Source organism: Streptomyces sp. NRRL S-378 (assembly GCF_000720645.1).
In the GTDB taxonomy this organism is placed as follows: Bacteria; Actinomycetota; Actinomycetes; order Streptomycetales; family Streptomycetaceae; genus Streptomyces.
This window is the reverse complement of record NZ_JOBX01000035.1, coordinates 1-23,926: the sequence shown is the minus strand read 5'-3', so window position 1 is coordinate 23,926 and position 23,926 is coordinate 1. Positions and strand designations below refer to the sequence as shown.

22 protein-coding genes and 1 pseudogene are annotated in these 23,926 nt (G+C 74.5%); 14 read left to right on the top strand and 9 right to left on the bottom strand.

The features are described 5' to 3' along the window. Positions 1-172 precede the first annotated feature (172 nt). Positions 173-2,278 carry a SpoIIE family protein phosphatase gene (locus tag IH80_RS0123505; protein ID WP_078906717.1) on the top strand — a complete coding sequence of 702 codons (2,106 nt, stop codon included), beginning with the start codon at positions 173-175 and terminating at the stop codon, positions 2,276-2,278. On the opposite strand, the gene IH80_RS0123500 is transcribed toward IH80_RS0123505, so the two are convergent. The 3 genes from IH80_RS0123500 to IH80_RS0123490 all read right to left on the bottom strand — a co-directional run bounded on the left by IH80_RS0123500 (position 2,275) and on the right by IH80_RS0123490 (position 5,736). Further along, positions 2,275-3,114 (bottom strand): hypothetical protein, encoded by an 840-nt coding sequence (locus IH80_RS0123500; RefSeq protein ID WP_107056881.1) that lies wholly within the window; start codon positions 3,112-3,114, stop codon positions 2,275-2,277. The two genes, IH80_RS0123505 and IH80_RS0123500, sit on opposite strands and share 4 nt — an antisense overlap. A gap of 4 nt (positions 3,115-3,118) precedes the next feature. Then, positions 3,119-4,921 (bottom strand): glycoside hydrolase family 15 protein, encoded by a 1,803-nt coding sequence (locus IH80_RS0123495; protein ID WP_030963085.1) that lies wholly within the window; start codon positions 4,919-4,921, stop codon positions 3,119-3,121. Positions 4,922-5,172: 251 nt separating this feature from the next. Continuing rightward, a complete protein-coding gene (locus tag IH80_RS0123490; RefSeq protein ID WP_030963083.1) occupies positions 5,173-5,736 on the bottom strand; it encodes a DoxX family protein in 564 nt (187 codons plus the stop codon). A 119-nt stretch (positions 5,737-5,855) separates the two neighbouring features. Here IH80_RS0123490 and IH80_RS0123485 point away from each other — a divergent pair, with 119 nt between their 5' ends. Next, on the top strand, positions 5,856-6,320 hold the full coding sequence (locus tag IH80_RS0123485; RefSeq protein WP_030963080.1) for a MarR family winged helix-turn-helix transcriptional regulator: 465 nt from the start codon (positions 5,856-5,858) through the stop codon (positions 6,318-6,320). Between the two features lie 54 nt (positions 6,321-6,374). Next, on the top strand, positions 6,375-6,683 hold the full coding sequence (locus IH80_RS43955) for a YkvA family protein (RefSeq protein WP_030963079.1): 309 nt from the start codon (positions 6,375-6,377) through the stop codon (positions 6,681-6,683). A 63-nt stretch (positions 6,684-6,746) separates the two neighbouring features. Here the strand turns inward: IH80_RS43955 and IH80_RS43950 are convergent, their stop codons facing one another. The 3 genes from IH80_RS43950 to IH80_RS0123465 form a co-directional block, all read right to left on the bottom strand. Then, positions 6,747-7,118: a VOC family protein gene (locus tag IH80_RS43950; protein ID WP_030963078.1), complete on the bottom strand. Its 372-nt coding sequence runs from the start codon at positions 7,116-7,118 to the stop codon at positions 6,747-6,749. A gap of 65 nt (positions 7,119-7,183) precedes the next feature. Further along, positions 7,184-7,819 (bottom strand): alpha-ketoglutarate-dependent dioxygenase AlkB, encoded by a 636-nt coding sequence (locus IH80_RS0123470; protein WP_030963076.1) that lies wholly within the window; start codon positions 7,817-7,819, stop codon positions 7,184-7,186. A 64-nt stretch (positions 7,820-7,883) separates the two neighbouring features. Next, complete coding sequence (locus IH80_RS0123465) at positions 7,884-9,083, bottom strand: MFS transporter (protein WP_030963074.1); 1,200 nt, start codon at positions 9,081-9,083, stop codon at positions 7,884-7,886. A 376-nt stretch (positions 9,084-9,459) separates the two neighbouring features. Here IH80_RS0123465 and IH80_RS0123460 point away from each other — a divergent pair, with 376 nt between their 5' ends. The 7 genes from IH80_RS0123460 to IH80_RS0123430 all read left to right on the top strand — a co-directional run bounded on the left by IH80_RS0123460 (position 9,460) and on the right by IH80_RS0123430 (position 16,706). Next, on the top strand, positions 9,460-9,687 hold the full coding sequence (locus IH80_RS0123460; protein ID WP_030963071.1) for a CbtB domain-containing protein: 228 nt from the start codon (positions 9,460-9,462) through the stop codon (positions 9,685-9,687). Positions 9,688-9,699: 12 nt separating this feature from the next. After that, positions 9,700-10,530: a CbtA family protein gene (locus IH80_RS0123455; RefSeq protein ID WP_030963068.1), complete on the top strand. Its 831-nt coding sequence runs from the start codon at positions 9,700-9,702 to the stop codon at positions 10,528-10,530. Between the two features lie 157 nt (positions 10,531-10,687). Further along, positions 10,688-11,038 carry an ArsR/SmtB family transcription factor gene (locus IH80_RS0123450; RefSeq protein ID WP_030963067.1) on the top strand — a complete coding sequence of 117 codons (351 nt, stop codon included), beginning with the start codon at positions 10,688-10,690 and terminating at the stop codon, positions 11,036-11,038. Positions 11,039-11,189: 151 nt separating this feature from the next. Beyond that, entirely contained in the window at positions 11,190-12,626 is a 1,437-nt protein-coding gene (locus IH80_RS0123445; protein WP_063757331.1) for an MFS transporter, read from the top strand. A gap of 52 nt (positions 12,627-12,678) precedes the next feature. Beyond that, positions 12,679-14,094, top strand: coding sequence for a hypothetical protein (locus IH80_RS0123440; protein ID WP_051809829.1), 1,416 nt, complete (start codon positions 12,679-12,681; stop codon positions 14,092-14,094). Positions 14,095-14,172: 78 nt separating this feature from the next. Beyond that, positions 14,173-15,447, top strand: coding sequence for an AAA family ATPase (locus IH80_RS0123435; protein WP_199819299.1), 1,275 nt, complete (start codon positions 14,173-14,175; stop codon positions 15,445-15,447). After that, positions 15,444-16,706: a DUF2201 family putative metallopeptidase gene (locus tag IH80_RS0123430; protein ID WP_030963061.1), complete on the top strand. Its 1,263-nt coding sequence runs from the start codon at positions 15,444-15,446 to the stop codon at positions 16,704-16,706. The genes IH80_RS0123435 and IH80_RS0123430 overlap by 4 nt, the downstream gene beginning before the upstream one ends. Before the next feature lie 81 nt (positions 16,707-16,787). On the opposite strand, the gene IH80_RS0123425 is transcribed toward IH80_RS0123430, so the two are convergent. Both IH80_RS0123425 and IH80_RS41525 read right to left on the bottom strand, forming a co-directional pair. Then, a complete protein-coding gene (locus IH80_RS0123425) occupies positions 16,788-17,951 on the bottom strand; it encodes a CPBP family intramembrane glutamic endopeptidase (protein ID WP_063757330.1) in 1,164 nt (387 codons plus the stop codon). Positions 17,952-18,013: 62 nt separating this feature from the next. Then, entirely contained in the window at positions 18,014-20,110 is a 2,097-nt protein-coding gene (locus tag IH80_RS41525; RefSeq protein ID WP_078906713.1) for a PAS domain S-box protein, read from the bottom strand. 149 nt (positions 20,111-20,259) lie between these two features. Here IH80_RS41525 and dhaL point away from each other — a divergent pair, with 149 nt between their 5' ends. Together dhaL and IH80_RS0123410 are read left to right on the top strand one after the other, a co-directional pair. Beyond that, positions 20,260-20,874: a dihydroxyacetone kinase subunit DhaL gene (gene dhaL / locus IH80_RS0123415; RefSeq protein ID WP_030963056.1), complete on the top strand. Its 615-nt coding sequence runs from the start codon at positions 20,260-20,262 to the stop codon at positions 20,872-20,874. Beyond that, positions 20,871-21,278, top strand: a complete 408-nt coding sequence (locus IH80_RS0123410) for a PTS-dependent dihydroxyacetone kinase phosphotransferase subunit DhaM (protein WP_030963055.1) — start codon at positions 20,871-20,873, stop codon at positions 21,276-21,278. Before dhaL ends, IH80_RS0123410 begins: the two co-directional genes overlap by 4 nt. Before the next feature lie 469 nt (positions 21,279-21,747). Here the strand turns inward: IH80_RS0123410 and IH80_RS0123405 are convergent, their stop codons facing one another. Next, complete coding sequence (locus IH80_RS0123405) at positions 21,748-22,137, bottom strand: RNA-binding S4 domain-containing protein (RefSeq protein WP_030963053.1); 390 nt, start codon at positions 22,135-22,137, stop codon at positions 21,748-21,750. Positions 22,138-22,282: 145 nt separating this feature from the next. On the opposite strand from IH80_RS0123405, the pseudogene IH80_RS39620 reads away from it, so the two are divergent. Both IH80_RS39620 and modA read left to right on the top strand, forming a co-directional pair. Continuing rightward, positions 22,283-22,677 (top strand): annotated as a pseudogene (locus IH80_RS39620) (TOBE domain-containing protein). A 174-nt stretch (positions 22,678-22,851) separates the two neighbouring features. After that, positions 22,852-23,673 carry a molybdate ABC transporter substrate-binding protein gene (gene modA / locus IH80_RS0123395; protein WP_030963051.1) on the top strand — a complete coding sequence of 274 codons (822 nt, stop codon included), beginning with the start codon at positions 22,852-22,854 and terminating at the stop codon, positions 23,671-23,673. Positions 23,674-23,926: the final 253 nt, after the last annotated feature.

Sequence of the window (23,926 nt, the reverse complement as noted above, 5' to 3'; positions counted from 1 at the left end):
TGCGCCGGCTCGGCGCGCGGTGGGGGAAGCGCGCCGGGCTCCGGCTACCGGTGGGCGCGGCCTCGGACCCGGTCCGCGCGGCCTCGGTGCCGGGATGCCGATGCCGTCGCCGAGGGCGCATCCTGACTGTGTGAGGGCGAGAGCGGACAGCGCCGGCGCCGCCACCGACGCCATGGTCCAGGCGCTCGCGCGGGCCGCCGTGAGCGCCATGGAGGCCGTGGGCGGGTACGCGGGCGGGGTCTATCTGCGCTCGCGCTCCGGCGAGCTCCTGCTGCTGGCCCTGTTCACGGGACTGCCGCTGCCGCTGTTCCGGCCCTGGTGGCGGATGCAGGTCAACCGGCCCTTTCCGGTGGCCGAGGCCTACCGCTCGGGGCAGGCCGTGCACCTCCCCGACGCCGCGTCGGCCATGAGCCGCTTCCCGCAGCTGGTCGCCGGCCTGCCCTTCCCCTTCGCCTCGCTGTACGAACCGGTGGCCGACGGGCCGGAGCGGTTCGGCGTACTGCTGGTGCTGCGCCCGCCCACCCCGGGTGCCCCGGTCGGGGCCGGGGACCGCAAACGGCTCCGGGAGGCCGCGGAGGAGCTGGCGCGCGAGCTGTCCGCCCTGTCCGCGGCCGGGGTGCCGGTGGAGTGGGAGGGGGATCCGGTCAGCGTGCCGGCTGAGGCGCCCGAGGCCGGGGCCGCGGGAGCCCGGGGCGCCGTGGAGCGGCTCGCGCAGGCGGTCCTGTCCCTGGACCGGCAGGGCCGGATCGGCTTCGTCAACTCCGCGGCGGAGCGCCTGGTGGGCGTCGGCTCCGGGCACCTGCACGGGCGGCTGTTGTGGGAGGCTCTGCCGTGGCTGGGCCATCCCTCGCACGACGACCACTTCCGGGCCGTCTTCATGTCCTCGGAGCCGGTGCACTTCTCCGCCCGGCGGGGGCGGCATCCGCCGGGCGAATGGCTGTCGGTGGGCCTCTATCCTGCATCCGACGGCGTGACCGTCACGATCGGCACGGCCGACCCGCCCGCCTACGCGCCGGCGTCGCCGGCGGACCCCGCCACGGGGCTGGGTTCGCCGGCCGACCAGGCGTCCGCGCTGTACCGGCCGGTGGCCCTCGCCATCGCGCTGACGGAGGCGGTCACGGCCCGGCAGGTGTCGGCGGTGGTCACCGAGGAACTGCTGCCCGCCTTCGGCGGCCGCCAGCTCGCGATCTACCTGCTCGACCAGCGGCATCTGCACCTGGCCTGGGAGACCGGTTTCCCGCAGGGCTTCCTGAACCGGTTCGACGGGGTCGCGCTCGATGTCCGGCTGCCGGGCGTGGAAACGCTGACCACGGGCCGGCCGTTGTTCTTCGAGTCGATGCAGCGCCTGGCCGCCGCCTATCCGGGGATCCCCCTGGACGCCGACGTCGGCGCCCGTGCCTTCCTGCCGCTGATCGCGTCCGGGCGGCCGGTCGGCTCGTGCATCCTCGGCTTCGACGCGCCCCGCGGGTTCAGCCCGGAGGAGCGTACGGTGCTGACCGCGCTGGCCGGACTGATCGCGCAGGCCCTGGCCCGGGCGCGGCGCTACGACAGCGAGGCGGCGCTGGCCCACGGGCTCCAGGCGGCGCTGCTGCCGCACCGGCTGCCGGTACGGGAGCACGTGGACACGGTCGGGCGCTACCTGCCCGGCTCCGCGGGCATGGACGTGGGCGGCGACTGGTACGACGTCGTGGAGGCCGGATCGGGCCGGCTGGCCCTGGTCATCGGCGACGTCCAGGGCCACGGGGTGGCCGCCGCCGCGACCATGGGTCAGCTCCGGAGCGCGGTACGTGCCTTCGCCCTGGCCGGCAGCACACCGGAGCAGGTGGTGCGCGGCACCAACCGGCTGCTCATCGACCTCGATCCGGGGCAGTTCGCCAGCTGCTGCTACGTGGTGCTCGACCCGGCCTCGGGCTCCGCCCAGGCCGTCCGGGCGGGGCACCCGCAGCCGCTGCTGCGCCGCCCCGACGGCCGGACGGAGGTGCTGGACCTGGCGGGCGGAGTGGTGCTCGGCGTGGACCCGGAGGCCTCGTACCCGGTCACGGATCTGCGGCTGGAGCCGGGCGCGGTCCTCGCCCTGTACACGGACGGGCTGGTGGAGCGGCCCGGCGTGGACATCGACGAGGGGGTGGAGCGGCTACGGCTGGCCCTGGCCGCGGCGTTGCCGGTTCCGCTGACCGAGACCGCCGACCGGCTGATCGGCGGCACCGCCGACCGGCCGGACGACATCGCCCTGCTCCTGGCGTCCCTGACGAACGTCCCCGAGCGGGCCGCGCTCTAGGGGCGTTCGAAGACCTGGAGCACGCCGCCGACGGAGAAGCAGAGGGCTCCGCACAGCGTCCCCCAGTTGGCGACGCCCGTGTCGACCAGGTTGCCGGTGGCGGGCAGGGTGAAGGCCGCCAGGGCCGAGCCCATGAACAGCACCGATCCGAACTGGTTCACCGCGACGACCCACCAGCCGAGGCTGCGCGAGCGCAGACAGGGCCAGGGGCGGTGGCAGATCTCGATGAACGCCAGGTGCCCGGAGAGCAGGAAGAGCAGGCATCCGATCACGTCGGGGGTCCAGATCAGCCGGTTGGCCTGCTGGACGGTGAGCCCCTGGAGGAAGGAGTCCAGGAGGTTGATGCCGAACACGAGCGTCCCGACGAACAGCACGAACGTGCTCAGCCAGTCCAGGCGCATCGGCTCGTACCCCCACCACTTCCACGCACCCGTGACCAGCCGGCCGCCGCCTTCCGGCGTGTGGCGGGGCCCGTTCAGCACCTGGAGGAGGGAGACGTAGCCGCCCGTGTTGAAGAACAGGCCTCCCGCGAAGTAGATGACGGCGCTCTCGGCCGTGTCCCCCCAGCCGAACTGCGAGACCGCGGCGCCGAGGGCGAAGAGCGCACCGCCGACGACGAACGCGGCGGACGCGATGCCGTTGAGGCGACGCAGCCGGCGCAGGGCCTCGGCGTCGGCGGTACTGACGGCCGTCCCGCCGGGGCTGCGGACCGCGAGCGTTCCGCGCCGGCGCGCGGGCCGCGACTCCCACACCACCGTGTCCCCTTCGGGGCGCTGCCAGGTGAGCCGGGTGGTGAAGGGGCCCGCGCCCTCGGCACGCTGCTGGGGCATGTCCACGGAGTCAGCCCGCCTCGGTCGTCCGCTTTTCCATGCCGGCCAGGGTGAGCGCCGTGTTGACCAGGCCGACGTGGCTGAACGCCTGCGGGAAGTTGCCGAGTTGGCGCCCGGACACCGGGTCGTACTCCTCGGCGAGCAGTCCCACGTCGTTGCGTACGCTCAGCAGCCGTTCGAAGAGGGCGCGGGCCTCGTCCTCGCGGCCGATCAGGTACAGGGCGTCGGCCAGCCAGAACGAGCAGGCGAGGAAGGCGCCTTCGTCGCCGGGCAGTCCGTCGTCGGTGTCGGCGGTGCTGTAGCGGCGGACGAGTCCGCTGCGGCCGAGTTCGGCGCGCACCGCGTCGACGGTGCCGATGACCCGGGGGTCGTCGGGCGGCAGGAATCCGACCCTGGGGATGAGCAGGGTCGCCGCGTCGAGTTCGCGGGAGCCGTAGTACTGGGTGAAGGTGCCCCGCCCGGGGTCGAAGCCCTTGTCGCAGACGTCGCGGTGGACCGCGTCCCGCATGGCGCGCCAGCGGTCCGGATCGCCGGGCAGTGAGGGGTCGCCCTCCAGGGTCCGCACGGCCCGGTCCGCGGCCACCCAGGCCATCACCTTGGAGTGCACGAAGTGCCGGCGGGGGCCGCGTACCTCCCACAGGCCCTCGTCGGGCCGCTGCCAGTTCTGCTCCAGGAAGTCGAGGAGCGCGAGCTGGATCCGCCAGGAATGGGCCTCGGCGGGCAGTCCGGCGGACCTGGCCAGGTGCAGGGAGTCCATGACCTCTCCGTACACGTCGAGTTGGAGCTGATCGACGGCCGCGTTGCCGACGCGGACGGGCGCGGAGGAGGCGTAGCCGCGCAGCCAGGGCAGTTCGCTCTCGGGGATCCGGCGCTCGCCCGCGATCCCGTACATGATCTGGAGGTCGGCGGGGGCGCCGGCGACGGCGCGCAGGAGCCACTCCCGCCAGGCGCGGGCCTCGTCGAGGAATCCGGTGGTGAGGAGGGAGCCGAGGGTGAGGGTGGAGTCGCGCAGCCAGCAGTAGCGGTAGTCCCAGTTGCGGACGCCGCCGAGTTCCTCGGGCAGCGAGGTGGTCGCGGCGGCGACGATGCCGCCGGTCGGGGCGTAGGTGAGGGCCTTGAGGGTGATCAGGGAGCGGGTGACAGCTTCCCGGTAGGGGCCCTCGTAGCGGCAGGAGGCGGCCCACTCGCGCCAGTCGGAGAGGCTGCTCTCCAGGGCCTCGAAGGGGTCGGTGGGTTCGGGGCGCGGTTCGTGCGAGGGGTGCCAGGTGAGGACGAAGGCGACGCGGCGGCCGGCGGTGACGGGGAACTGGGAGCGGGTGCTGTTGTCCTCGCCCCAGGTACGGACGGGGGGGTCGCTGCGGAACCAGGCGGAGTCGGGCCCGGCGACGGCGACCCGGTCGCCGTCGCTGCGGCGCACCCAGGGCACGACGTGGCCGTAGTCGAAGCGCAGGCGCAGGGTGCTGAGCATCCTGACGGTGCCGCTGATGCCCTCGACGATGCGGACGACGTCGGGGGCGACGTCGCGCTGGGGCATGAAGTCGATGACCTTGACGGTGCCGGTCTCGGTCTCCCAGTACGACTCCAGGACCAGCGAGCCGTCGACGTAGGCGCGGCGGGTGCAGCGTTCGCCGTCGGCGGCGCCGAGGGGGGCGATGCGCCAGTGGCCGTTCTCCTCGTCGCCGAGGAGCCTGGCGAAGCAGGCGGCCGAGTCGAAGCGCGGCAGGCACAGCCAGTCGATGGACCCGTCGCGGCCGACGAGCCCGCTGGTCATGAGGTCGCCGATGAGTGCGTAGTCTTCGATGGGTTGTGTCATTTGAGCGCTCTTCCCCTGAATATCCGGGGCCAATCAGCTACGGCCCCGGACACCCCCGGGCGCGGCACCGTGGGCGCCTGGCCGGTCGGGCCGGATCAGGGAGCGGGTCCGGTGCCGCGCACCGCACGGCGGACGCGGGAAACGACGCGGAGCGTCGTCGACCGAGGACAACCGAGGGCCCCTGGACGGAGTCCGGGGGATGAGGCGCGGCGCCGGACCCCGCGAGCCCGGCATGACCGGCGGGAGACGCCCTAGTTGCGCACGAGGAGCGTGAGGGCGGCGAGGACGATCCCGAGGGCGAGGGCCAGGGCCCCGTGGGCCAGGCGATGGGTGCGCAGGACGGGGAGGAAGCGGTCGGCGGCGTACGCGCCGGGGCCGGTGAGGGTGAGGGCCGCGGCGCCCGCCGTCAGGAGCAGTTCGTACTCGATGCCGGCGGGGGCGAAGAAGGCGCCGGCGCCGTGGACGGCGATCGCGTTGATCATGGTGCCGACGACGGCGGCGCCCGCGAGCGGGGTGAGCAGGCCGACGGCGAGACCGAGGCCGCCGAGGGTCTCGGTGAGGCCGGCGAGGACGGCCATGGCGTCGCCGGCGGGGTAGCCGCTGGCGGTGAAGAACGTGCCGGTGCCGCTGATGCCCCCGCCGCCGAACCAGCCGAAGAGCTTCTGTGCGCCGTGTCCGGCCATGGTCAGGCCCAGGACGATGCGCAGGAGCAGCAGGCCGGTGTCCTGGCCGGCGGCCGGGAGGGCGGCGGGCCGGGGCGGTGCGGTCGGCGCGGTGGCCTGCGGCTTCGTCGTGCTGACGGAGGGGCTGGTCATCGTGGGGGTCCTTCCGGTCGTGCGGCTCGGGAGGCAGGTGAAGAGTTGTTCAAATTCGAACCGCAGCCTTGGACCCTAGCCGGTGATTCAAATTCGAACAACCCGTGTAGGGTGGGGCCATGGCTGAACCGAGATGGCTGGACGAGCGTGAGATGCGCGCCTGGAGCGGCTTCCTGGCAGCCTCCGCCCTGGTGAACCGGCGCCTCGACCAGCAGCTCAAGGACGACTCCGGGCTGTCGCACCCGCAGTACGAGATCCTCGTGCGGCTCGCCGCGGCACCCGGCCGGGAGCTGCGGATGACCGAGCTAGCCAACGGCCTCATCAACTCCAAGAGCGGGCTGACGTACCAGGTCACCCAGATGGAGAAGGCCGGACTGGTCCGCCGCCGCAGCTGCCCCTCGGACGTGCGCGGGGTCTTCGCCGTGCTCACCGACGCCGGCAGCGCCAAGCTGGAGGAGGCCGCGCCGGGGCACGTGGCCACGGTCCGGGAGGTCCTGGTGGACGTGCTCACCCCGGAGCAGCTCGACGCGCTCGCCGACGGCCTGGGCGAGGTCGGGCGCCGCCTGCGCGGGCAGGGCGCCTGAACCGCTCCGACGGCTCTACGGGTACCAACGCCCCGAATGGGGTATATGGGCGCCATGGACGGAACGGTCTGGCTCATCGTGACCGCGGTCGTCATGGCGGGCCTCGCCGTGGTGGCGGCGGTGATGTTCGTACGCGTGCTCAGGGCGCGGAGGCTGCTGGTCGACGCGGGTATCCCGCTACAGGACAAGGCCCTGTTCTGGGCCGCGCTGGTCTACACCGTCTCGCCCGTGGACCTCATCCCGGACCCGGTGTACCTCGACGACATCGGGATCCTGATGCTGGCGCTCCGCTCCCTGCACGCGGCGGCCTCGGCGGCTCGCACGCCGAAGGAAACCGGCGTCGACGTCCGCACCCGCGTCTGACCACAGCCGACAGCCGGGGGCCGGGTCAGACGGGGCCGCTCGGACCAGGCCCCACGGGGCCGGTCAGACGTGCTGGTCGACCAGGACCGGATTGCCGTCCGGGTCGACGACGAGGAAGCTGCCCGGCCCCGAGGCCGACTCGTCGGCCTCCATCAGGAACCCCACGCCGAGCGCCCTCAGCTCCCGCTGGAGTTCACGGACGTCGGTGAACGCGTCGAGGGGCTCCGCGTTCTGGTCCCAGCCCGGGTTGAAGGTCAGCATGTTTTTCTCGAACACGCCCTGGAACAGCCCGATCACGTGGTCGCCGTTCTTGAGGATCAACCAGTTCTGCGCGGGGTCACCGCCGGAGGCGGTGAAGCCGAGCTTCTCGTAGAACGCCCTGGAGGCCTCGATGTCCCGCACGGACAGACTCACGGAGAACGCGCCCAGATCCATGCGCACCAGGGTGTACGCCTTGTGACGCGGCCGCAACCGCGGGGGCGGCGCGCCCGTCGGGAGGGTCAGCGCACGCCGCGCGTCCGGAACTGGACGCTGATGCGGGGCCCCACGGCCCGGGCGGACTTCGGTACGGCGTGTTCCATCGTCCGCTGGCAGGAGCCGCCCATCACCACCAGGTCGCCGTGCCCCAGCGGCAGCCGCAGCAGCGTGGCCCCGCCGTCGCGCGGGCGGAGGGCCAGGTCGCGCGGGTCTCCGACGCTGACGATGGCGACCATGGTGTCCTCGGTCGAGGAGCGGCCGGTGCGGTCGCCGTGCCAGGCCACGCTGTCCCGCCCGTCGCGGTACAGGCACAGTCCGGCAGTGGTGAACGGCTCGCCCAGCTCGGCGGCGTAGTGGCCGCTCAGCGCATCGCGGGCCTCGACGAGCGCGGGGTGCGGCAGGGCCTCGCCCTCGGCGTAGAAGGCGAGCAGCCGGGGCACCTCGACCTCCCGCTCGTACATCTGCCGCCGCTCGGCGCGCCAGGGCACGTCGGCGGCCAGCCGCTCGAAGAGCGCGTCGGCACCGCTCAGCCAGCCGGGCAGGTGGTCGACCCAGGCCCCGGCGCCCAGCTCCGTCCGGCGCAACCCGTCGAGGGGGCCGGGGCGGATCTCGTCGCCCTGGTCGAAGAGGGAACCCTGTAGACCCTGGACCGCGTGCATGCCCCCAGCTTAGACCCATAACCGAACAGGTGCACGAATCTCTGGTGCGGGGCGGCCGCCCCGGTCACCCCCGCGCCCGGCGGGACCTCCGGGCGAGGAGGGTGACGGCGAGCGAGGCCGCGGCGGCGACGGCGATCGCCGTGCCGGGGCCGAGGGCCTGCGCCAGGCCGCCGGCGATCGCGGCGCCCAGGCCCTGCCAGGTCATCCGGCCCGCCGATTCGACCCCCTGGACCTGCCCGCGGATCGCCTCGGGCGTCAGTTCCAGGAGCTGCTCCTGGAGCGGCAGGGTGGCCGCGAACCCGGTGCCGGCGACGAACACCGCGACCCCCAGGACCGCAGCGGGCGGGTGGACCGCGAAGAGCAGGAAGGGGGCGGCGAGCAGCAGCCGCAGGGCGAAGGCGTGGCGGCGGCGCTGTCCGGCGGTGAGCAGCCTGCCGACGACCAGGTCGCCGAGGAGCATGCCCGCGGATCCGGCGGCCAGGTAGGTCCCGGCGTGACCGGGGTCGTAGGAGATGAAGAGGGCCTCGCAGCCGACGATCAGACCGCCCGGGACCCACAGGGCCAGCAGCAGGGCCCGCCGGCCCGGGTGGGAGAACAGTTCGGCGTTCGTCCGCCAGGTCTGCCGCAGGCCCGGACGGCGGGTGGGCCGGACCGAGTGCTCCCGGACGGTGGCCGCCACCACGGCCGTCCCGAGGGCGGTGAGGGAAGCGGCGACGACGAAGACTCCCTGCGGGCCCGCGTGCCGCAGCAAAACGGCGCCGACGGCGTAGCCGAGGATCGCCGTGCCGCCCGCGGTGACGTTCATCAGCGAACGGGCCGGCGCGTAGGCGGAGACCGGCACGACCTCGGCGAGCAGGCCGAGCCGCGCGCCGGTCCCGAGGGACTGGAAGAGGCCGAGGAACAGCAGGAGGGCGAACCGGGCCGCGAGCGGCAGTCCGGGCACCGCCTGGGCGCAGACGCCCGCCAGGGAGGCGAGTTGCAGCAGGAGCAGGGTGCGGCGGGGCCGCTTCCCGTCCGCGACCGACATGAGCGTCAGTGCGCCGAGAACGGTCGCGAAGGTGGCGCCGTACATGCTGACGGCGGTCAGGAACGGCGAACCGGTCTGCCGGTCGACGAGGGTTCCGAGTGCGATGCCGGACAGCGCACCGGCGGCCGCGGTGAGGGCGAAACTGACGTAGAGGCCGCTGAACTCCCTGGTGCGGAGCAGGTCCCGGTAGCCGGCGGCGGGCGCGGCGGCTTGGCTGGTGGTCAGGTGTGAAGGCATGAAAAAAGCCTCCGGACGCATGCACGGGCACGCACGCCGAAGGCCAACGCCGGGGATTCTAGCAGCACTCGGGGCCGGGCCGCCGCAGATCGCGGGTTCCGCACCGCTACGGCCCGCCTCCCGGAACGGCATTACCGCAGGGTAGGCGTGTGATCAGGAACTCACGGTCTTGGCCGCGGGCCCGCCACGCGGTAGCGTCAACGCGACATAAAGACATAGCGACGACGGCGAGACGGAAGTCCGGTGAGAATCCGGCATGGTCGCGCCACTGTGTGCTGCGGTGACCTCCCCCGGGGGCCGTCGCGGCGAGTCAGACCCGAGGACCGTCGTCCTGCACCACCGTATGGGACGCGTTGTTCCCCAAGGAGGTTCCATCATGGCCGAGGCCGTCGCTTCCGCTGCCATCCCCACCCCCGCCGTCTCGCCGTCGGCTCCGCTGCCCGTGAAGGCGGTCCTGCCCTGGGCCCTCTTCGTCGGCCTCCTGATGCTCGTCGCGCTGTACTTCGTCGGTGCCGAGCAGGGCGCCACCGCCGTGTTCGCCGGCGAGGGCGTGCACGAGTGGGTGCACGACGGCCGTCACCTGCTCGGCTTCCCCTGCCACTGAGAGGCCGCGCACATGTACGCCTCCACTGTCAGAGGTCTTCTGGTCCGCGGCATGCTCGCGGGCCTGATCGCCGGACTCTTCGCCTTCGCCGTCGCCTACGTGGTGGGTGAGCCGCCGGTACGGGGCTCCATCGCCGTCGAGGAGGCCGCAGCCGCGCAGGACACCGCCGGCGCGGCTTCCGGCCACGCGGGTCACGGTGGTGACGCCGCGTCGGGCGGGGCCGCCGAGGAGGAGGAAGAGCTCGTCAGCCGCCCGGTCCAGTCGACCGTCGGCCTGGCCACCGGCGTGCTGGTCTACGGGGTCGCGCTGGGCGGCATCGCCTCCCTCGCGTTCTCGTTCGCGCTCGGCCGTGTCGGCGGGTTCAGCCCGCGGGCCACGGCCGCGCTCACCGGGGCGGGTGCGTTCGCCCTGGTGTACCTGGTGCCGTTCCTCAAGTACCCGGCCACCCCTCCCGCGGTCGGCAACCCGGACACCATCGGACAGCGCACCACGCTGTTCTTCCTGATGATCCTGCTGAGCGTGCTGCTCGGCGTCGGCGCGATCATCCTCGGGCGCCGGCTGGCACCCCGCCTGGGCAACTGGAATGCGACGCTGGCCGCGTCCGGCGGTTTCATCGCCGCCACCGCCCTGGCGTTCGTGTTCCTGCCGGACAACAGCGACGCCGTCCAGCCCGGATTCCCGGCGGCCCTGCTGTGGGAGTTCCGGATGGCCTCGCTGGCCGTCCAACTGGTGCTGTGGGCGGTGTTCGCCGTCGTCTTCGGCGTCCTGGCCCAGCGGCTCCTGGACGCCCGCACCGACGGCGCGGCGGCGACGGCCCGGCAGCAGGCACCCGCCCTGGGCTGATCCGACCCGCCATGCCCGTGCACGGGCCCCGCACCCCCTGGGGATGCGGGGCCCGTGTGCGTAGGGGGCTCGTGTGCGGAGGGGTGCGGGGCCCGTGTGCCCAGCATGCGTGCGCAGTGGCGCACACTTCACGCCCCGGCCGCCCTACGATGTCCGCATGAGCACAGGCACACGAACGGTACGTGCACAGGATGCGCAGGAGCGGAGCGACCGGCTGGAGGTCGCCGCGTCCGTGCTGGCCCTGCTCGCGGACCGCACGCGCCTGGCGCTGATGGAGCGGCTCGGCCGGGGCGAGGCGGACGTCACGACGCTCACCGAGGCGTGCGGCGCGGCCCGTCCCTCCGTCAGCCAGCACCTGGCCAAGCTCCGTCTCGCCGGGCTGGTCACCACCCGCAAGGACGGGCGGCGCGTCGTCTACGCCCTGCGCCACGGGCACCTGCGCAGGCTGGTGGACGAAGCCATGAACGTCGCCGATCACCAGATCGGGTCCCTCCCGCCGCACGACTGAGCCGCCGCGCATGCCGCACCGGGTCCGGCCGGCGCCGGCCGGACCCGGTGCGGCCACGACGGTCCGCACCGCTCTCCCATACGTGCACGGGTGCGCACATGTTGGCTACGCTGGTCGTGTCGTCGATCCGCCGACCGGAACGGGGCCGACCTTGCCCTCCTCTGCGTCCGTACCGTCCCTGCCGTCCCGACCGTCCGTACTGCGCAACGGCACCTACCGCCGCCTGTTCACCGCCCAGGTCGTCGCCCTGGCCGGCACCGGGCTCGCCACCGTCGCGCTCAGCCTGCTCGCCGTCGACCTCGCCGGCGACGACGCCCCGGCAGTCCTCGGGACCGCCCTCGCGATCAAGATGATCGCCTACGTGACGGTCGCCCCGCTGATCACGGCGGTCGCCGACCGGGTCCCCCGGCGGACCCTCATGGCGACGGCGGACCTCACCCGGGCCGGCGCGGCGCTGGCCCTCCCCCTCGTCACCGAGGTGTGGCAGATCCACGTCCTGATCGTCCTGCTCCAGGCGGCCTCGGCGGCCTTCACCCCGGCCTTCCAGGCGACGATCCCCCAGGTCCTGCCCGACGAACAGGACTACACGCGGGCCCTGTCGCTGAGCCGGCTCGCCTACGACCTGGAGAGCCTGCTCAGCCCGCTCCTGGCCGCGGCACTGCTCACCGTCGTCCCCTACGAACGCCTGTTCACCGGCACCGTCGTCGGCTTCCTCGCCTCCGCCGCGCTCGTGACCGCGACGGCGCTGCCCGCGCCCCCTCCCGTCGAGCGGACCGGCGGGATCCGCACCAAGGCGGCCCTCGGCGCCCGCCTGTTCCGCGCCACTCCACGGCTGCGGGCGCTGCTCGCCCTCGATCTGGCGGTCGCCGCCGCCGGCGCCGTCGTCCTCGTGGACACCGTCGCCGTCGTCCGCGGCCTGGGCCGCCCGGCCGGGGCCGTCCCGGTCGCCCTCGGCGCGTACGGCGCCGGGTCCGTACTCGCCGCGCTCGCCCTGCCGCGGCTGCTGCGGCACGCCACCGACCGCACCGTGATGCTCTCGGCCGCCTCCGCGCTCCCGGTGGTCCTCGCCGCCGTGGCCGTGCTCACCGCGGCCGCACCCGGCGCCTGGTCCTGGCCCGCGCTCCTGGGGGCGTGGGCGGCGATCGGGGCCGCCTGCTCCGCCGTCCTGACCCCCGGCGGCCGCGTGGTCCGCCGCTCCACCGCGGACGCGGACCTGCCCGCCGCCTTCGCCGCCCGGTTCTCCCTCTCGCACGGCTGCTGGCTGATCACCTACCCGCTGGCCGGGTGGCTCGCCCCGTGGGCGGGCCCGGCCCCGACGGTCGCGGCCCTGGGGGCGGTCGCCCTGGCCGCCACCGCGGCCGCGGCCGCGAGCTGGCCGGTCCATGACCCGTACCGGCTGGAACACCTGCATCCGGACCTGCCGCCCGGGCACCCGCACCTCGCCGACGCCCGTCCTTCCGGGCGCGGTTGGCTGCACGGCCACCACTACGTCATCGACCGGCACCACCAGCGCTGGCCGGGGCGGGACGGCAGCCGCCGGAAAACCCCTGGCCGGTCGCGACGGGGGTCGATACGATCACCGCGATGACCACTCCTTACCTTCACGGATCGGAGGTCCCCACCGCGCAAGGTGAGTGCTGATGCTCCCCGAGACCGCGAACAGGGACTCCCGCCTCGCCCTCTGGCTCCGCGTACGCGAGTACGCCGTGCCGGCTTCCATGATCGAGACTGCGACCGCCCGCCGCCACGCCGGCGACTGGGCCGGGGCGTGCGCCGCCGCAGGCATCGACGTCGATTTCAACCTGCGTTCCCTCGCCCGCTCCCACGGCCGAGACCTCGCCGACCGGATCCGGGCCGATCTGCGCCACCTCGCTCCCGACCTGCTCCGCTGGCACATGCCGCGCGTCGCTCCCGACGGGCTGCTGCGCCCGGGGCTGACCCTCACCCTGGCCCGGTACGGGACCTCCGCGCCGACCGGGAGCACGCCCCCGGTGCACCTCGTGGCCCGCACCCCGCCCGCCTGGGCGGACGGCGGGCAGCGGATCAGCCTCGCGCTGTGGGACGGCTCCCGCTCCGAGGCCGGGGTGGCCGCCGGTGACCCGCGCCGAAGGGCACGACCCGACCGGCGGTTCCGCCTCGACCTGCACCGCCACCTGTGGGACGCCCGCAGGACGGACGAACTGCGGGCCCGCTCCGGCGCCGACCGACCGCCCTGCGACGGCCCGACCGGGCCGGACCCGGACCTCGCGGTCACGCTGCCGGCCGAACACGCCTGCGCCGTCGGCCGATGGGCGGACGAGACCGCGATCGTGCTCCGGGCCGAGGGACGGACCACCGGCAGCGTCACCGTACGGCTCGGGGCCGGCCGACGCCTGGTCCTGGACCTGGACCCGGGCGGGGCCCCGGGCGGGTACGGCCTCCGGCCGCCCTCGCTCCGGATCGGCGCCGCACCAGCGGACGGCAGCGCCCACGCGCTGCCGGTCCTGCCCGACGCGGCGGCCCGGGTGCTCCCCGACCTGGAACTGCTCCGCACCGGCTCCATCGAGGCCGGGCGGCTGCACCCGCTCGTCGCCGACGCCCTGGCACCGGGGGCTGGGCCGGCCCTGCCGTCGCGGACCGCGGACCCGGGCGGACCACGCTACGTCGAGTGCCGTGGTTCCCGGCACCGCATCGGCCTCGTCGACGGGGTGCTGACCCCGCTGGACCACGATGCGGCCGAACTCCGCCGCGAGGAACTGCTCGTGGCCCTGTCCGGGACTCCCCTGCCCTGCCTCCGGGCCATCGACACGGCACACCGCCGCCCGGACTGCCTCGCCGGTGTCCGCGAACGCCTGGACCACGGCGACATCACCGGGGCACTGGCCGTCGTCGAGGGCCTCCTGGGGCCCGGCGCACTGCTGCGCCCCGGCCCACTGCGGGACGAACTGGAGGCGGCCGCCCGACGGCGGATCACCTACGGGCTGTTCCGCGCGGGCCTCGCCGGACCGGGCCCCCGACGCCTTCCCGCACCAGCACACCGCTCCCGCCATCCCCGCCGCGGCCACCGGGCCGTCTGAGTCCGACGGGACCCCGGCTCCGGCCGGGGCCCGGCCCTGCGTACCCGCACACCTTCGAGACCCCACAGGTGATCACCCATGCCCGTGAACGTGCCCGTGAACATGTCCGTGAACACGCCCATGAACATGCCCGCCTCCCAGCTCGACGTCGCCGGCGAGCTGCTGGCCCTGCTCGGCGAGACCACCACCGAGCCGCGCCCCGACAACCAGCTCGAAGCCCTCACCCTGGCCGTCGCCGCCGACCTGCCCGTCCTCCTGTGGGGCGAGCCGGGGATCGGCAAGACCGCCGCCCTGACCCAGCTCGCCGCCTCCCTGGACCTGCCGCTCACCACCGTGATCGCCAGCGTGCACGAACCGTCCGACTTCTCCGGGCTGCCCGTCGTCGGCGACGACCCCGCGCAGCAGGGCGTCCCCATGGCCCCGCCGGACTGGGCGGTGCGCCTGGTGCGCGCCGGCCGCGGCCTGCTCTTCCTGGACGAGCTGTCCACCGCGCCGCCGGCCGTCCAGGCCGCCCTGCTGCGCCTCGTACTGGAACGGCGGGTCGGCGCCCTGCAGCTTCCCCCCGGGGTAAGGATCGTGGCTGCCGCCAACCCGCGGTCGTCGGCGGCCGACGGCTGGGAATTGAGCCCGCCGCTGGCGAACCGGTTCGTCCACCTCCAGTGGACCCACGACCACGATGTCGTCGTACGCGGTCTCGGCGGGACCTGGCCGCGGGCCACCCTGCCGCGCCTCGACGCTCAGGCGCTGCCCGCCGCCGTGGACTTCGCCCGCCGCGCGGTGTGCGGGTTCCTCACCACCCGGCCCCCGCTCGTACACCGCCTGCCCTCCGGTGAGACGCGGCGCGGCGGCGCCTGGCCGTCGCCCCGCAGTTGGGACATGACGCTGCGTCTGATCGCCTTCGCCACCGCGGCGAGCTCCTCCCGGGAAGTGCTCTCCATGCTCGTCAGGGGGACCGTGGGGGACGGCCCGGCGCTGGAACTGCTCGCCGCCCTGGACCGGATGGAGCTCCCCGACCCCGAGGTGCTGCTCGCCGACCCGGCCGCCGCCGACCTGCCCGAACGTGGTGACCAGCGCCAGGCCGTCCTGGAGGGGATCGTGTCCGCGGTGTGCCGGCGCCCGGAGAAGGCCCGCTGGGACGCAGCGTGGACGATCATGGTGCGGGCCCTGGAGACGGGCGCTCCGGACCTCGTGGTCGTCCCCGCGACCTCGCTGGCCGCACTGCGCCGCGAGGAGTGGGACGTGCCCGCCGAGATCGAGCGGCTCGCCGGGGCGGTGTCCCTCTCCCGGCGCGCGGACGAGGCCGCGCAGCGGAGCGCGGGCCGTACGGCAGTCCCCGCGGGGGCCCACAGGTGAGCGCGCGGGCCCAGGGGGCACCGGGGGCGCTGGACCTCGACAAGCTCTACGCCGCACGGCTGCACGCCGCGCGGGTCCGGCCGTACCTCGCGACGGCGCTGTTCGCCCTGCACACCGTAGAGTCCCGCCGGGTGCCCACGATGGCCGTCGACAAGCACTGGCGGTGCTACGTCTCACCGGGCTTCGTGGACCGGACGCCGGTGGATGAGCTCGCCGGGGTGTGGGTCCACGAGGTGTCGCACCTGCTGCGCGACCACCACGGGCGCGGTGACCGGGCCGCGCGGCTCCACGGGCTGGAAGGGCCGGGGGCGCGACTGCGGATGAACATCGCCGCGGACTGCGAGATCAACGACGACGTGTTCGGCGACGGGCTGGTGCTGCCCGCGGGGGCCGTCACCCCGCAGCAACTGGGTCTGTCCGGTGGCGAGCTGATGGAGGACTACCTGCGACAGTTCGGGCTCGGGCCGCGGACCCAGGGCCTGGTCTGGCTGGACTGCGGCAGCGGCGCCGACGGGATGGACCGCGAGTGGGACCTCGGGCCGGACGGCGCGCACGGCCTCGGCGAGCAGGAGCAGGACGCGGTCCGGTTCCGTGTGGCGCAGGGGATCAACGGGCGGCCGGGCGACGCCCCGAAGGGGTGGAAGCGGTGGGCGGAGGAGGCCTTCCACCCGCCGCAGCCGTGGCGCGAGTTGCTGGGGGCGGCGGTCCGGTCTGCGGCCTCCGGTGCGGGCGCGGGCGAGGACTACAGCTACGGCCGGCCCTCCCGGCGCTCGGCCGGGCTGCCCGGTGTCGTCCTGCCGAGCCTGCGGCGCAGGCCGCCACGGGTCTCCGTGGTGATCGACACCTCCGGTTCGGTCAGCGACGCCGAACTGGGCAGTGCGCTCCTGGAGGTCGCCGCGATCTCGCAGGCCGTGGGCGGCCGCCGCGACCTGGTCACCGTGGTGCCGTGCGACGCGGCGGCGCGGATCGTGCACCCGCTGTGCGAGGGCGAGGGCATTCCGCTGCTGGGTGGTGGCGGCACGGACCTGCGCGCGGGTTTCGCCAAGGCCCTGCGGTCGGGGCCCCGGCCCGACGTCATCGTGGTCCTGACGGACGGGCAGACCGCGTGGCCCGCCGTCCGGCCGGCGTGCCGGACGGTGGTGGGCCTGTTCTCCCGTCCGAAGGCCGCGCGGTGGGACGAGGACGATCCGTACTACGTGCCGGACCCGACACCGTCCTGGGCCCGGGTGGTGAGCATCGGTTCGGCCGCCACGCGGTGAGCCACCACCCGCGTGCGCTGACGCGCTGGTGACGGTGCGCACCCCCGCAGGCCTGCCGGCCTGTGGGGGTGCGGCAGCGGGTCAGGCCGACGCCGCCGAGTCCCTGGGGGCCGCGGGGGTGGCCGGGTCCGCCGGAACTGCGGGGCCCGTGGGGCTCGTCGGATCCGCGGGGTTGGCCGGGTCGGCGGGGGTGGCCGGGTCCGGCCCGCTGAGGCGGCGTACGCCATGGCTGCCCGCGAGGCGCGCGATCAGCAGGCAGTACGCCGGGGCGGCGACGAGCTCGAGGACGAGCGCCTGCCACGGGGCGTCCGCCGCGTTCCCCGATTCGGCCAGCTGCCCCAGGGCGACGGTGATGGCGTACGCGGTCATGTTGTTCGCCACGTGCACCGCGATGACGGCCTCGAGGCCGCCGGTGCGGACGGTCAGCCACCCCCACCACATGGCGGAGTAGAACAGCAGGGCGAACCCCGACCACTCGCCGATGCCGTGGGCGACGGCGAAGAGGGCGGACGCGACGACGACGCCGGGCCAGGGGGACTTGAGGAACCCGCCGAAGAACTGGGCGAGCCAGCCCCGGAACACGAACTCCTCGGCCGCGGCCTGACAGGGGATCAGCGCCCACAGCACCACCAGCCCGAGCAGGAACCCGGACCAGCCCGGGAAGTCGCCCGCGACGGCCTCCTCGCCGTCGCTGAGGTAGCCCCACAGCGTCAGCCCGCCCATCTGGAGCACGATCAGGGGGAAGGCCACCGCCGCGCACCGGGCCAGCCAGCCCCAGCGCAGCCGGCCCATGACGGAGACGACGGTGCCTGCGGGGCGCCTGCCGCACCACCGCACGGCGAGCAGCACCACGGGTATGCCGGTGGCTATGGAGAGCAGGGAGAGTGCCTCGTCGGCGAGCGGATCCCCCAGGATCCGGTCGCCGTCCTCGGGTGCGAAGTCCAGCCCCAGCACGTACCAGGCGAGGGCGCCGAACGCGACCACCACCAGTGGTGCGGCCAGGTTCCCGACGGCGACCAGGAGGAACTCCCCGATGCGCTGCGGGACGTGCTGGCGGCCGTTGCGGGCCTGCTCGTGGTAGGCACTGCCGTCCGGCGCGGTGGCGGTCGGCGGTTGGGGGAGGGGTGCGGCACCGAAGGGCGGGCGGCCGTGACCGGGTGGCGGCCACCCCTGTGCCGGGGCCGGCCATTGCGGAGCGCCTGCGGGCGGCGGGGCCCAGACGTTCGGCGGGGGCGTATCTGACACAGCGGGACCCTTTCCGTCACGGCCGTTCACACGCCCATTCGATCACGCCGCCGCCCCGGGGCTCAGTCCGTTTCCGTACGGGGGTCCGCCGGGGGCCCGCCGGGCACGCACCCGGCGGAGGGATCGAACGGCGGGGACGGATCCATTGGCGGGTCGGACGGCGGAGCGGCGGACGGAGCGGAGGACGGAGCGGAGGTCGGAGCGGAACGCGGGGCCGGCAGGGGCAGCGAGAACCAGACGGCCTTGCCCTCGGCCGTCGGGAGCGTGCCCCAGGAGGAGGCGAGGGAGTCGACGAGGAGCAGGCCCCGGCCGGATTCCGCGTCCGGGGCGGCGAACCGGGCCTGCGGCAGCACGGGGCTGCCGTCGCACACCTCGACGCTGAGTTCCCGGCCGGCCTGGCGCAGACGGAGCCGGACCGGGCCGCGGCTGTGGTTGACGGCATTGGAGAGCAGCTCGGAGGTGAGCAGGCAGGCGGTGTCGCGGAGGTGCTCGTCGCCCCTGCCCCACAGGGCGAGGGTGGAGCACAGGAACCGGCGCCCGGCGCCGACGCTGCTCGGGTCCGCGGCGAGCAGCATGCTCTGCGAGGTCACCGGTGTGTCGGGAATGCGGACGAGCAGGAGGGTCACGTCGTCGGGGTTGTCGTCGGCCTCCGGCAGCAGTTCGGCCAGCAGCCGGTCGGCGGCCGCCTCCAGGCCGTCCGTCGTCGCGACGGCCTTCTCCAACGCGGCGGCGAGCCCGTCCACCTGGCCCTCGATGTCGCTGTCCGGCGTCTCGACCAAGCCGTCCGTGTACAGCGCGAGCACCGAACCGGGCTCGACGGTGTGCCGGGTCTCGTGGTGGGGCACCTCCCCCACCCCCAGCGGCACGCTCACCTCCACGGGCAGCCGGGTCACCTCGCCGTCCGGGGCGACGAGCAGGACCGGGAGGTGTCCCGCCGAACACATGGTGATCTCGGCGGAATCGGCGTCGACGACCAGGTAGCAGCAGGTGACGAACTGGTCCGGCAGTTCACTGACGACCGCGTCCAGGGCGCGCATGAGCTGCCAGGGCGGCATCCCGGTCTTGGCGAGCGCGTGGGAGGCGGACCTGAGCTGGCCCATGACGGCGGCGGCGTCCAGGCCGCGCCCCATCACGTCGCCGACCATCACTCCGACCCGGCCGCCGCCCAGCGGGATCAGGTCGAACCAGTCGCCGCCCACCCCGGCCCCCTGCCGGGCCGGGAAGTAGCGGCTCGCCGTGGGCATCCCCGGTACGTCGGGCGGGGATCCCATGAGGCTGCGCTGGAGGGTGAGCGCGACGTGGCGCTGCTGCTCGTAGAGCCTCGCGAGCATCTCCTCGGCCGACTTGCGTTCGGTGACGTCGCGGATGGCGGCGGAGACCAGGGTGCCGTCAGGGGTCTCCAGCGGGCTCAGGCTGATCTCCACCGGGAACTCGCCGCCGTCGCGGCGCAGTCCGTACAGCTCCAGGCCCGCGCCCATTGGGCGGGTCTTGCGGTTGACGAAGTAGCCGTGCCGGAAGTCGGAGTGGTGCCCGCGGAATCGTTCCGGGACGAGCACCTCGACCGGTCTTCCCAGCAGGTCCTCCCGGGCATAGCCGAAGAGGGCCTCGGTCTGCGCGTTGACGAGCTGGATCGCGCCCCGCTCGTCGACGATCACCATGGCGTCCGGTGCCGCCTCCAGCAGGGCCCGGAAGCGTTCTTCGGCGGCCCTGCGCTCGCTCACGTCGCGTACGGCCGCCGAGATCAGGAGCCCCTCGGGGGTCTCGAGCGGGCTCAGGCTGATCTCGACCGGGAATTCGCCGCCGTCGCGGCGCAGTCCGTAGAGCACCAGGCCCGCGCCCATCGGGCGGACCTGGCGGCTGGCCGCGTAGCCGAGCCGGTGGCCCGGGTGCTGCCCGCGGAACCGCTCGGGCACCAGGACCTCGATGTGACGGCCCAGGAGTTCCCGGCGGGGATGGCCGAAAAGGGCCTCGGTCTGTGCGTTCACCAGCCGGATCACACCGGCGTCGTCCACGATCACCATCGCGTCCGGTGCCGCTTCCAACAGAGCCCTGAACGGCTCTTCAGTCGTCGCTGCCACGCTGCGCCTCGCACTCGTCGAATCCCGCAGAAGCTGACATACGACCACGTGGCCGAATCTCGCGCTTCCGGTTGACCGCATGCGGCGCCAATTGACCGATTCTGCGCACCGGCGGCGAGGTCGGGGTCAGCACGGATTGACGCGCCCGCCCGGACGGCGGCGCCGCGGCGGGGTCGCTGATCTATGGTGGCGGAAGGACTGGCCGGGCGGATGCGAGGCGAGGAGATCCGGTGCGTGACGCAGAGTTCTTCCGGAGCTGGATGACGGCCGCGGCGGCCGCCGTGGAGCGTGAGGCGGACCGGCTCACCGAGCTCGACTCCCCCATCGGGGACGCCGACCACGGGAGCAATCTGCTGCGGGGCTTCACGGCGGTGCGCACGGCCCTGGAGGCGGAGCCCCCGGCGGCGCCGGGCGCGGTGCTCCAGCTCGCCGGGCGGACGCTGATCTCGACGGTCGGCGGAGCGTCGGGGCCGCTGTACGGGATGCTGCTGCGGCGGACCGGCAAGGAGCTCGGGGAGGCGCCCGAGGTGTCGGACGCGGAGCTGCGCGAGGCCCTGGACGAGGGGGTCGGCGCAGTGGCGCAGCTGGGCGGCGCGGCACCGGGCGACAAGACGATGCTGGACGCGCTGCTGCCGGGCGTGGCCGCGCTGGGCACGTCGTACCGGGCGGCGGCGGAGGCGGCGGAGAACGGAGCCCTCGCCACCGTGCCGATGCTGGCGCGCAAGGGGCGGGCCAGCTACCTGGGCGAGCGGAGCATCGGCCACCAGGATCCGGGTGCGACCTCGTCGGCGCTGCTGCTGGGCGCGCTCGCGGACGTGGCCGAGCGGACGGAGGACGGGCGATGACGGACGGAGCCCTGGTCGGGGTCGTGCTGGTCTCGCACAGCGCGGCGGTCGCCGAGTCGGTGGCGGAGCTGGCGCGGGGCCTGGCGGCGGGCGGGGCGGTGGCTCCGGTGGCCTCGGCGGGCGGCACGTCGGCCGGCGGGCTCGGCACGAGCGCGGAGCGGATCGTGGCGGCCGCGCGGGAGGTGGACCGGGGCGCCGGGGTGGCGCTGCTGGTGGACCTCGGCAGCTCGGTCCTGACGGTGAAGACGCTGCTGCTGGAGGACGAACTGCCGCCGGACTCACGGCTGGTGGACGCACCCTTCGTCGAGGGCGCGGTGGCGGCCCTGGTCGCGGCGTCCGCCGGCGCCCCGATCACCCAGGTGGCCGAAGCCGCCACCGAGGCCTACGCCTACCGCAAGGCCTGAACGGCTCCACCCGCGCGCGCAGCCGTACGGGCGCCCGCGACCCCGGGCGGACCCGCCCGGGGAGCGGGCGCTCAGCCAGCCGGCTGACCCGGCGGCGGCACCATCCGCGGTCTCCGCGGGTGCCCCGCCGGCACGGACCCGCCCGTGAACGCCCGGGCGCACCACCTTGTCCGGCCCTGCCGGGCAGCTCGCGTCCACGGGCAGGTCGGCGTACCGCGCACGCCCAGCGGCGCTGCGGTGGCGGGGCTACCACCGCCGCGACGTGCCCCGCTCGCACGGGCCCGGTGTGCATGCCCCGTCGCACGCGGCGCAGCCGCAGTACGCCGCGACGCGTACGCGGCGGCCCGCCGCTCGGCGCCCGCCGCGGCGGCTGTGGCTGCCGGGCGCCGCGGTGGCGGCAGAGGCTTCCGCCGCCGCGGGCGGCCCGCCTGCACAGGCACGGCGTGAACGGCCCGGGCGGTGGGCGGTGTCAGCGGCCGCGCAGGGTTCGGATCTCGCGGCGGTCGCGCTTCGTGGGGCGGCCCGTGCCGCGGTCGCGGATACCGACGACCGCGGCCTCCACCGGGGTGGGCGGCGGCGGGCTCTTGTCGATCAGGCACTCGGCGGCGACGGGCGCGCCGACCCGCTTGGCCACCGGTCGCTTGACGACGACGATCCGCTCGCGCCCGGCGTGGAAGAGCCGTACCTCGTCGCCCGTGCGGATCGGCTGCGCCGGCTTGGCACGCTCCCCGTTCACCTTCACATGGCCCGCCCGGCACGCCGTCGCCGCGATCGAGCGGGTCTTGGTCAGTCGCACGGACCAGATCCACGCGTCGACCCTTACCGTGCCCGTTTCCGTTCCCGAAACCTCATCAGCCATGCCCCGACTCTAGCCATCCGGGCCCACCGGGACGGAACGACTTTTCTGCGACTTTTGGCAGATGCACCAATACCCCTGGCACCTACCATGGTGATGACCCAAAGAGGATTGCAAATGCGCCATGCGTGCGCCTACCTTGTCGCACATGCAGTCCTACACCATCGGACAGGCCGCGCGGCTGCTGGGCGTCAGCCCGGACACCGCACGGCGCTGGGCCGACGCCGGCCGGGTCGTGACCCATCGCGACGAGGTCGGCGACGGCTGATCCACGGCCGCGATCTGGCCGCCTTCTCCGTGGAGGTGGGTCAGGGCGCCCACGCCGAGGACGGAGAGCCGTACACCTCGGCGCGCAACGCCTTTCCCGGCATCGTCACCGCCGTCCGGCTCGGCGACGTGTCCGCCCAGGTCGACATCCAGGCGGGTCCGCACCGCCTGGTCTCCCTGCTGACCCGCGAGGCCGTCGAGGAGCCCGGGCTGGAGGTCGGCATGCGGGCCACCGCCCGTGTGAAGTCCACGAGCGTGCACATCGACCGCGCCTGAACCCCTCGGCGCGCCACCCCGGGCAGCACGGCCCACCCCCGGCCCCACCACCGCTCGCACCACACCACACCACACCGAACCGCCCCCACCCGCTCCGCCCGTCACCGGCGCGGGTCACCACAGCGCGGACCCGGCACCCGGCCGGCCGCCGACCCGACCGAGGAGCCTGCGCTCATGTCCCCGACCCCGGCCTCGACCCGTCGCCGCACCACCGCCGCCGCCGTGCTGTCCGCCGCCCTGCTCACCGGGCTCACCGCCTGCGGCAGCGGCGAGGACGAGCCCGCCGCCTCCCACACCGGGTCCGCCGCACCGTCGGCCCCCGCCGCACCGCAGGCGAACCTCACCGTCCTGGCCGCCTCCTCCCTCACCGACGTCTTCAGGGCCGCGGGCGAGGCGTACGAGAAGTCCCGCCCCGGCACGAAGGTCACCTTCTCCTTCGCCGGTTCGCAGGAGCTCGCGGCGCAGGTCAAGCAGGGCGCTCCGGCCGACGCGCTGGTCACCGCCGACACCAAGACCATGGACGGGCTGAGGGCCGAGACCGGCGAAGCCAAGATCATCGCGAAGAACCGCCTGGTCATCGCGGCCGGCAAGGGCAACCCGTTCAAGATCGACGAGCTCAAGGACCTCGCCGACACCAAGTTGAAGGTCGTGCTCGCCGCGCCCGAGGTACCGGTCGGCCGCTACAGCAAGCAGATCCTCGACGCCCAGAAGGTCGAGGTGAAGCCGGTGTCCCAGGAGCCCAACGTCCGCGCCGTCCTGGGCAAGGTCGAAATGGGTGAGGCCGACGCCGGCCTCGTCTACAGGACGGACTCCGCCAAGTCGGGCGACAAGGTCGTCACCGTGGACATCCCCGACGCGCAGAACGCCGTGGCCTCCTACCCGGCCGCCACGCTGAAGCAGTCCAAGAACAGCGAGGCCGCGGCCGCGTTCGTGGCCTGGCTGAGCACCCCCGAGGCGCAGAAGATCCTCCAGGACGCGGGCTTCCAGCACCCGTAGGCGGCGCCTCTCCCGAAGAGGCGCGGGGCTGTCCGGTCCGGGGGACGGACAGCCCCTTCCGGCGTCTCCGCGCGTGCCCGTCGGCCGGTGCCCCGCGCCTGCCCGCCTCGCGCGCCCGTCCCCCGCGCGTGCCCGTCCGCCGTTCCCCGTGCGTGCCCGCCTCGCCCGCCCGCGTCCGCACGTACCCGCGTCCGCCTCGCGGCCCGGCATACGCTTCACCCCTGCGCCTGTCTCTTATACACATCTCCGAGCC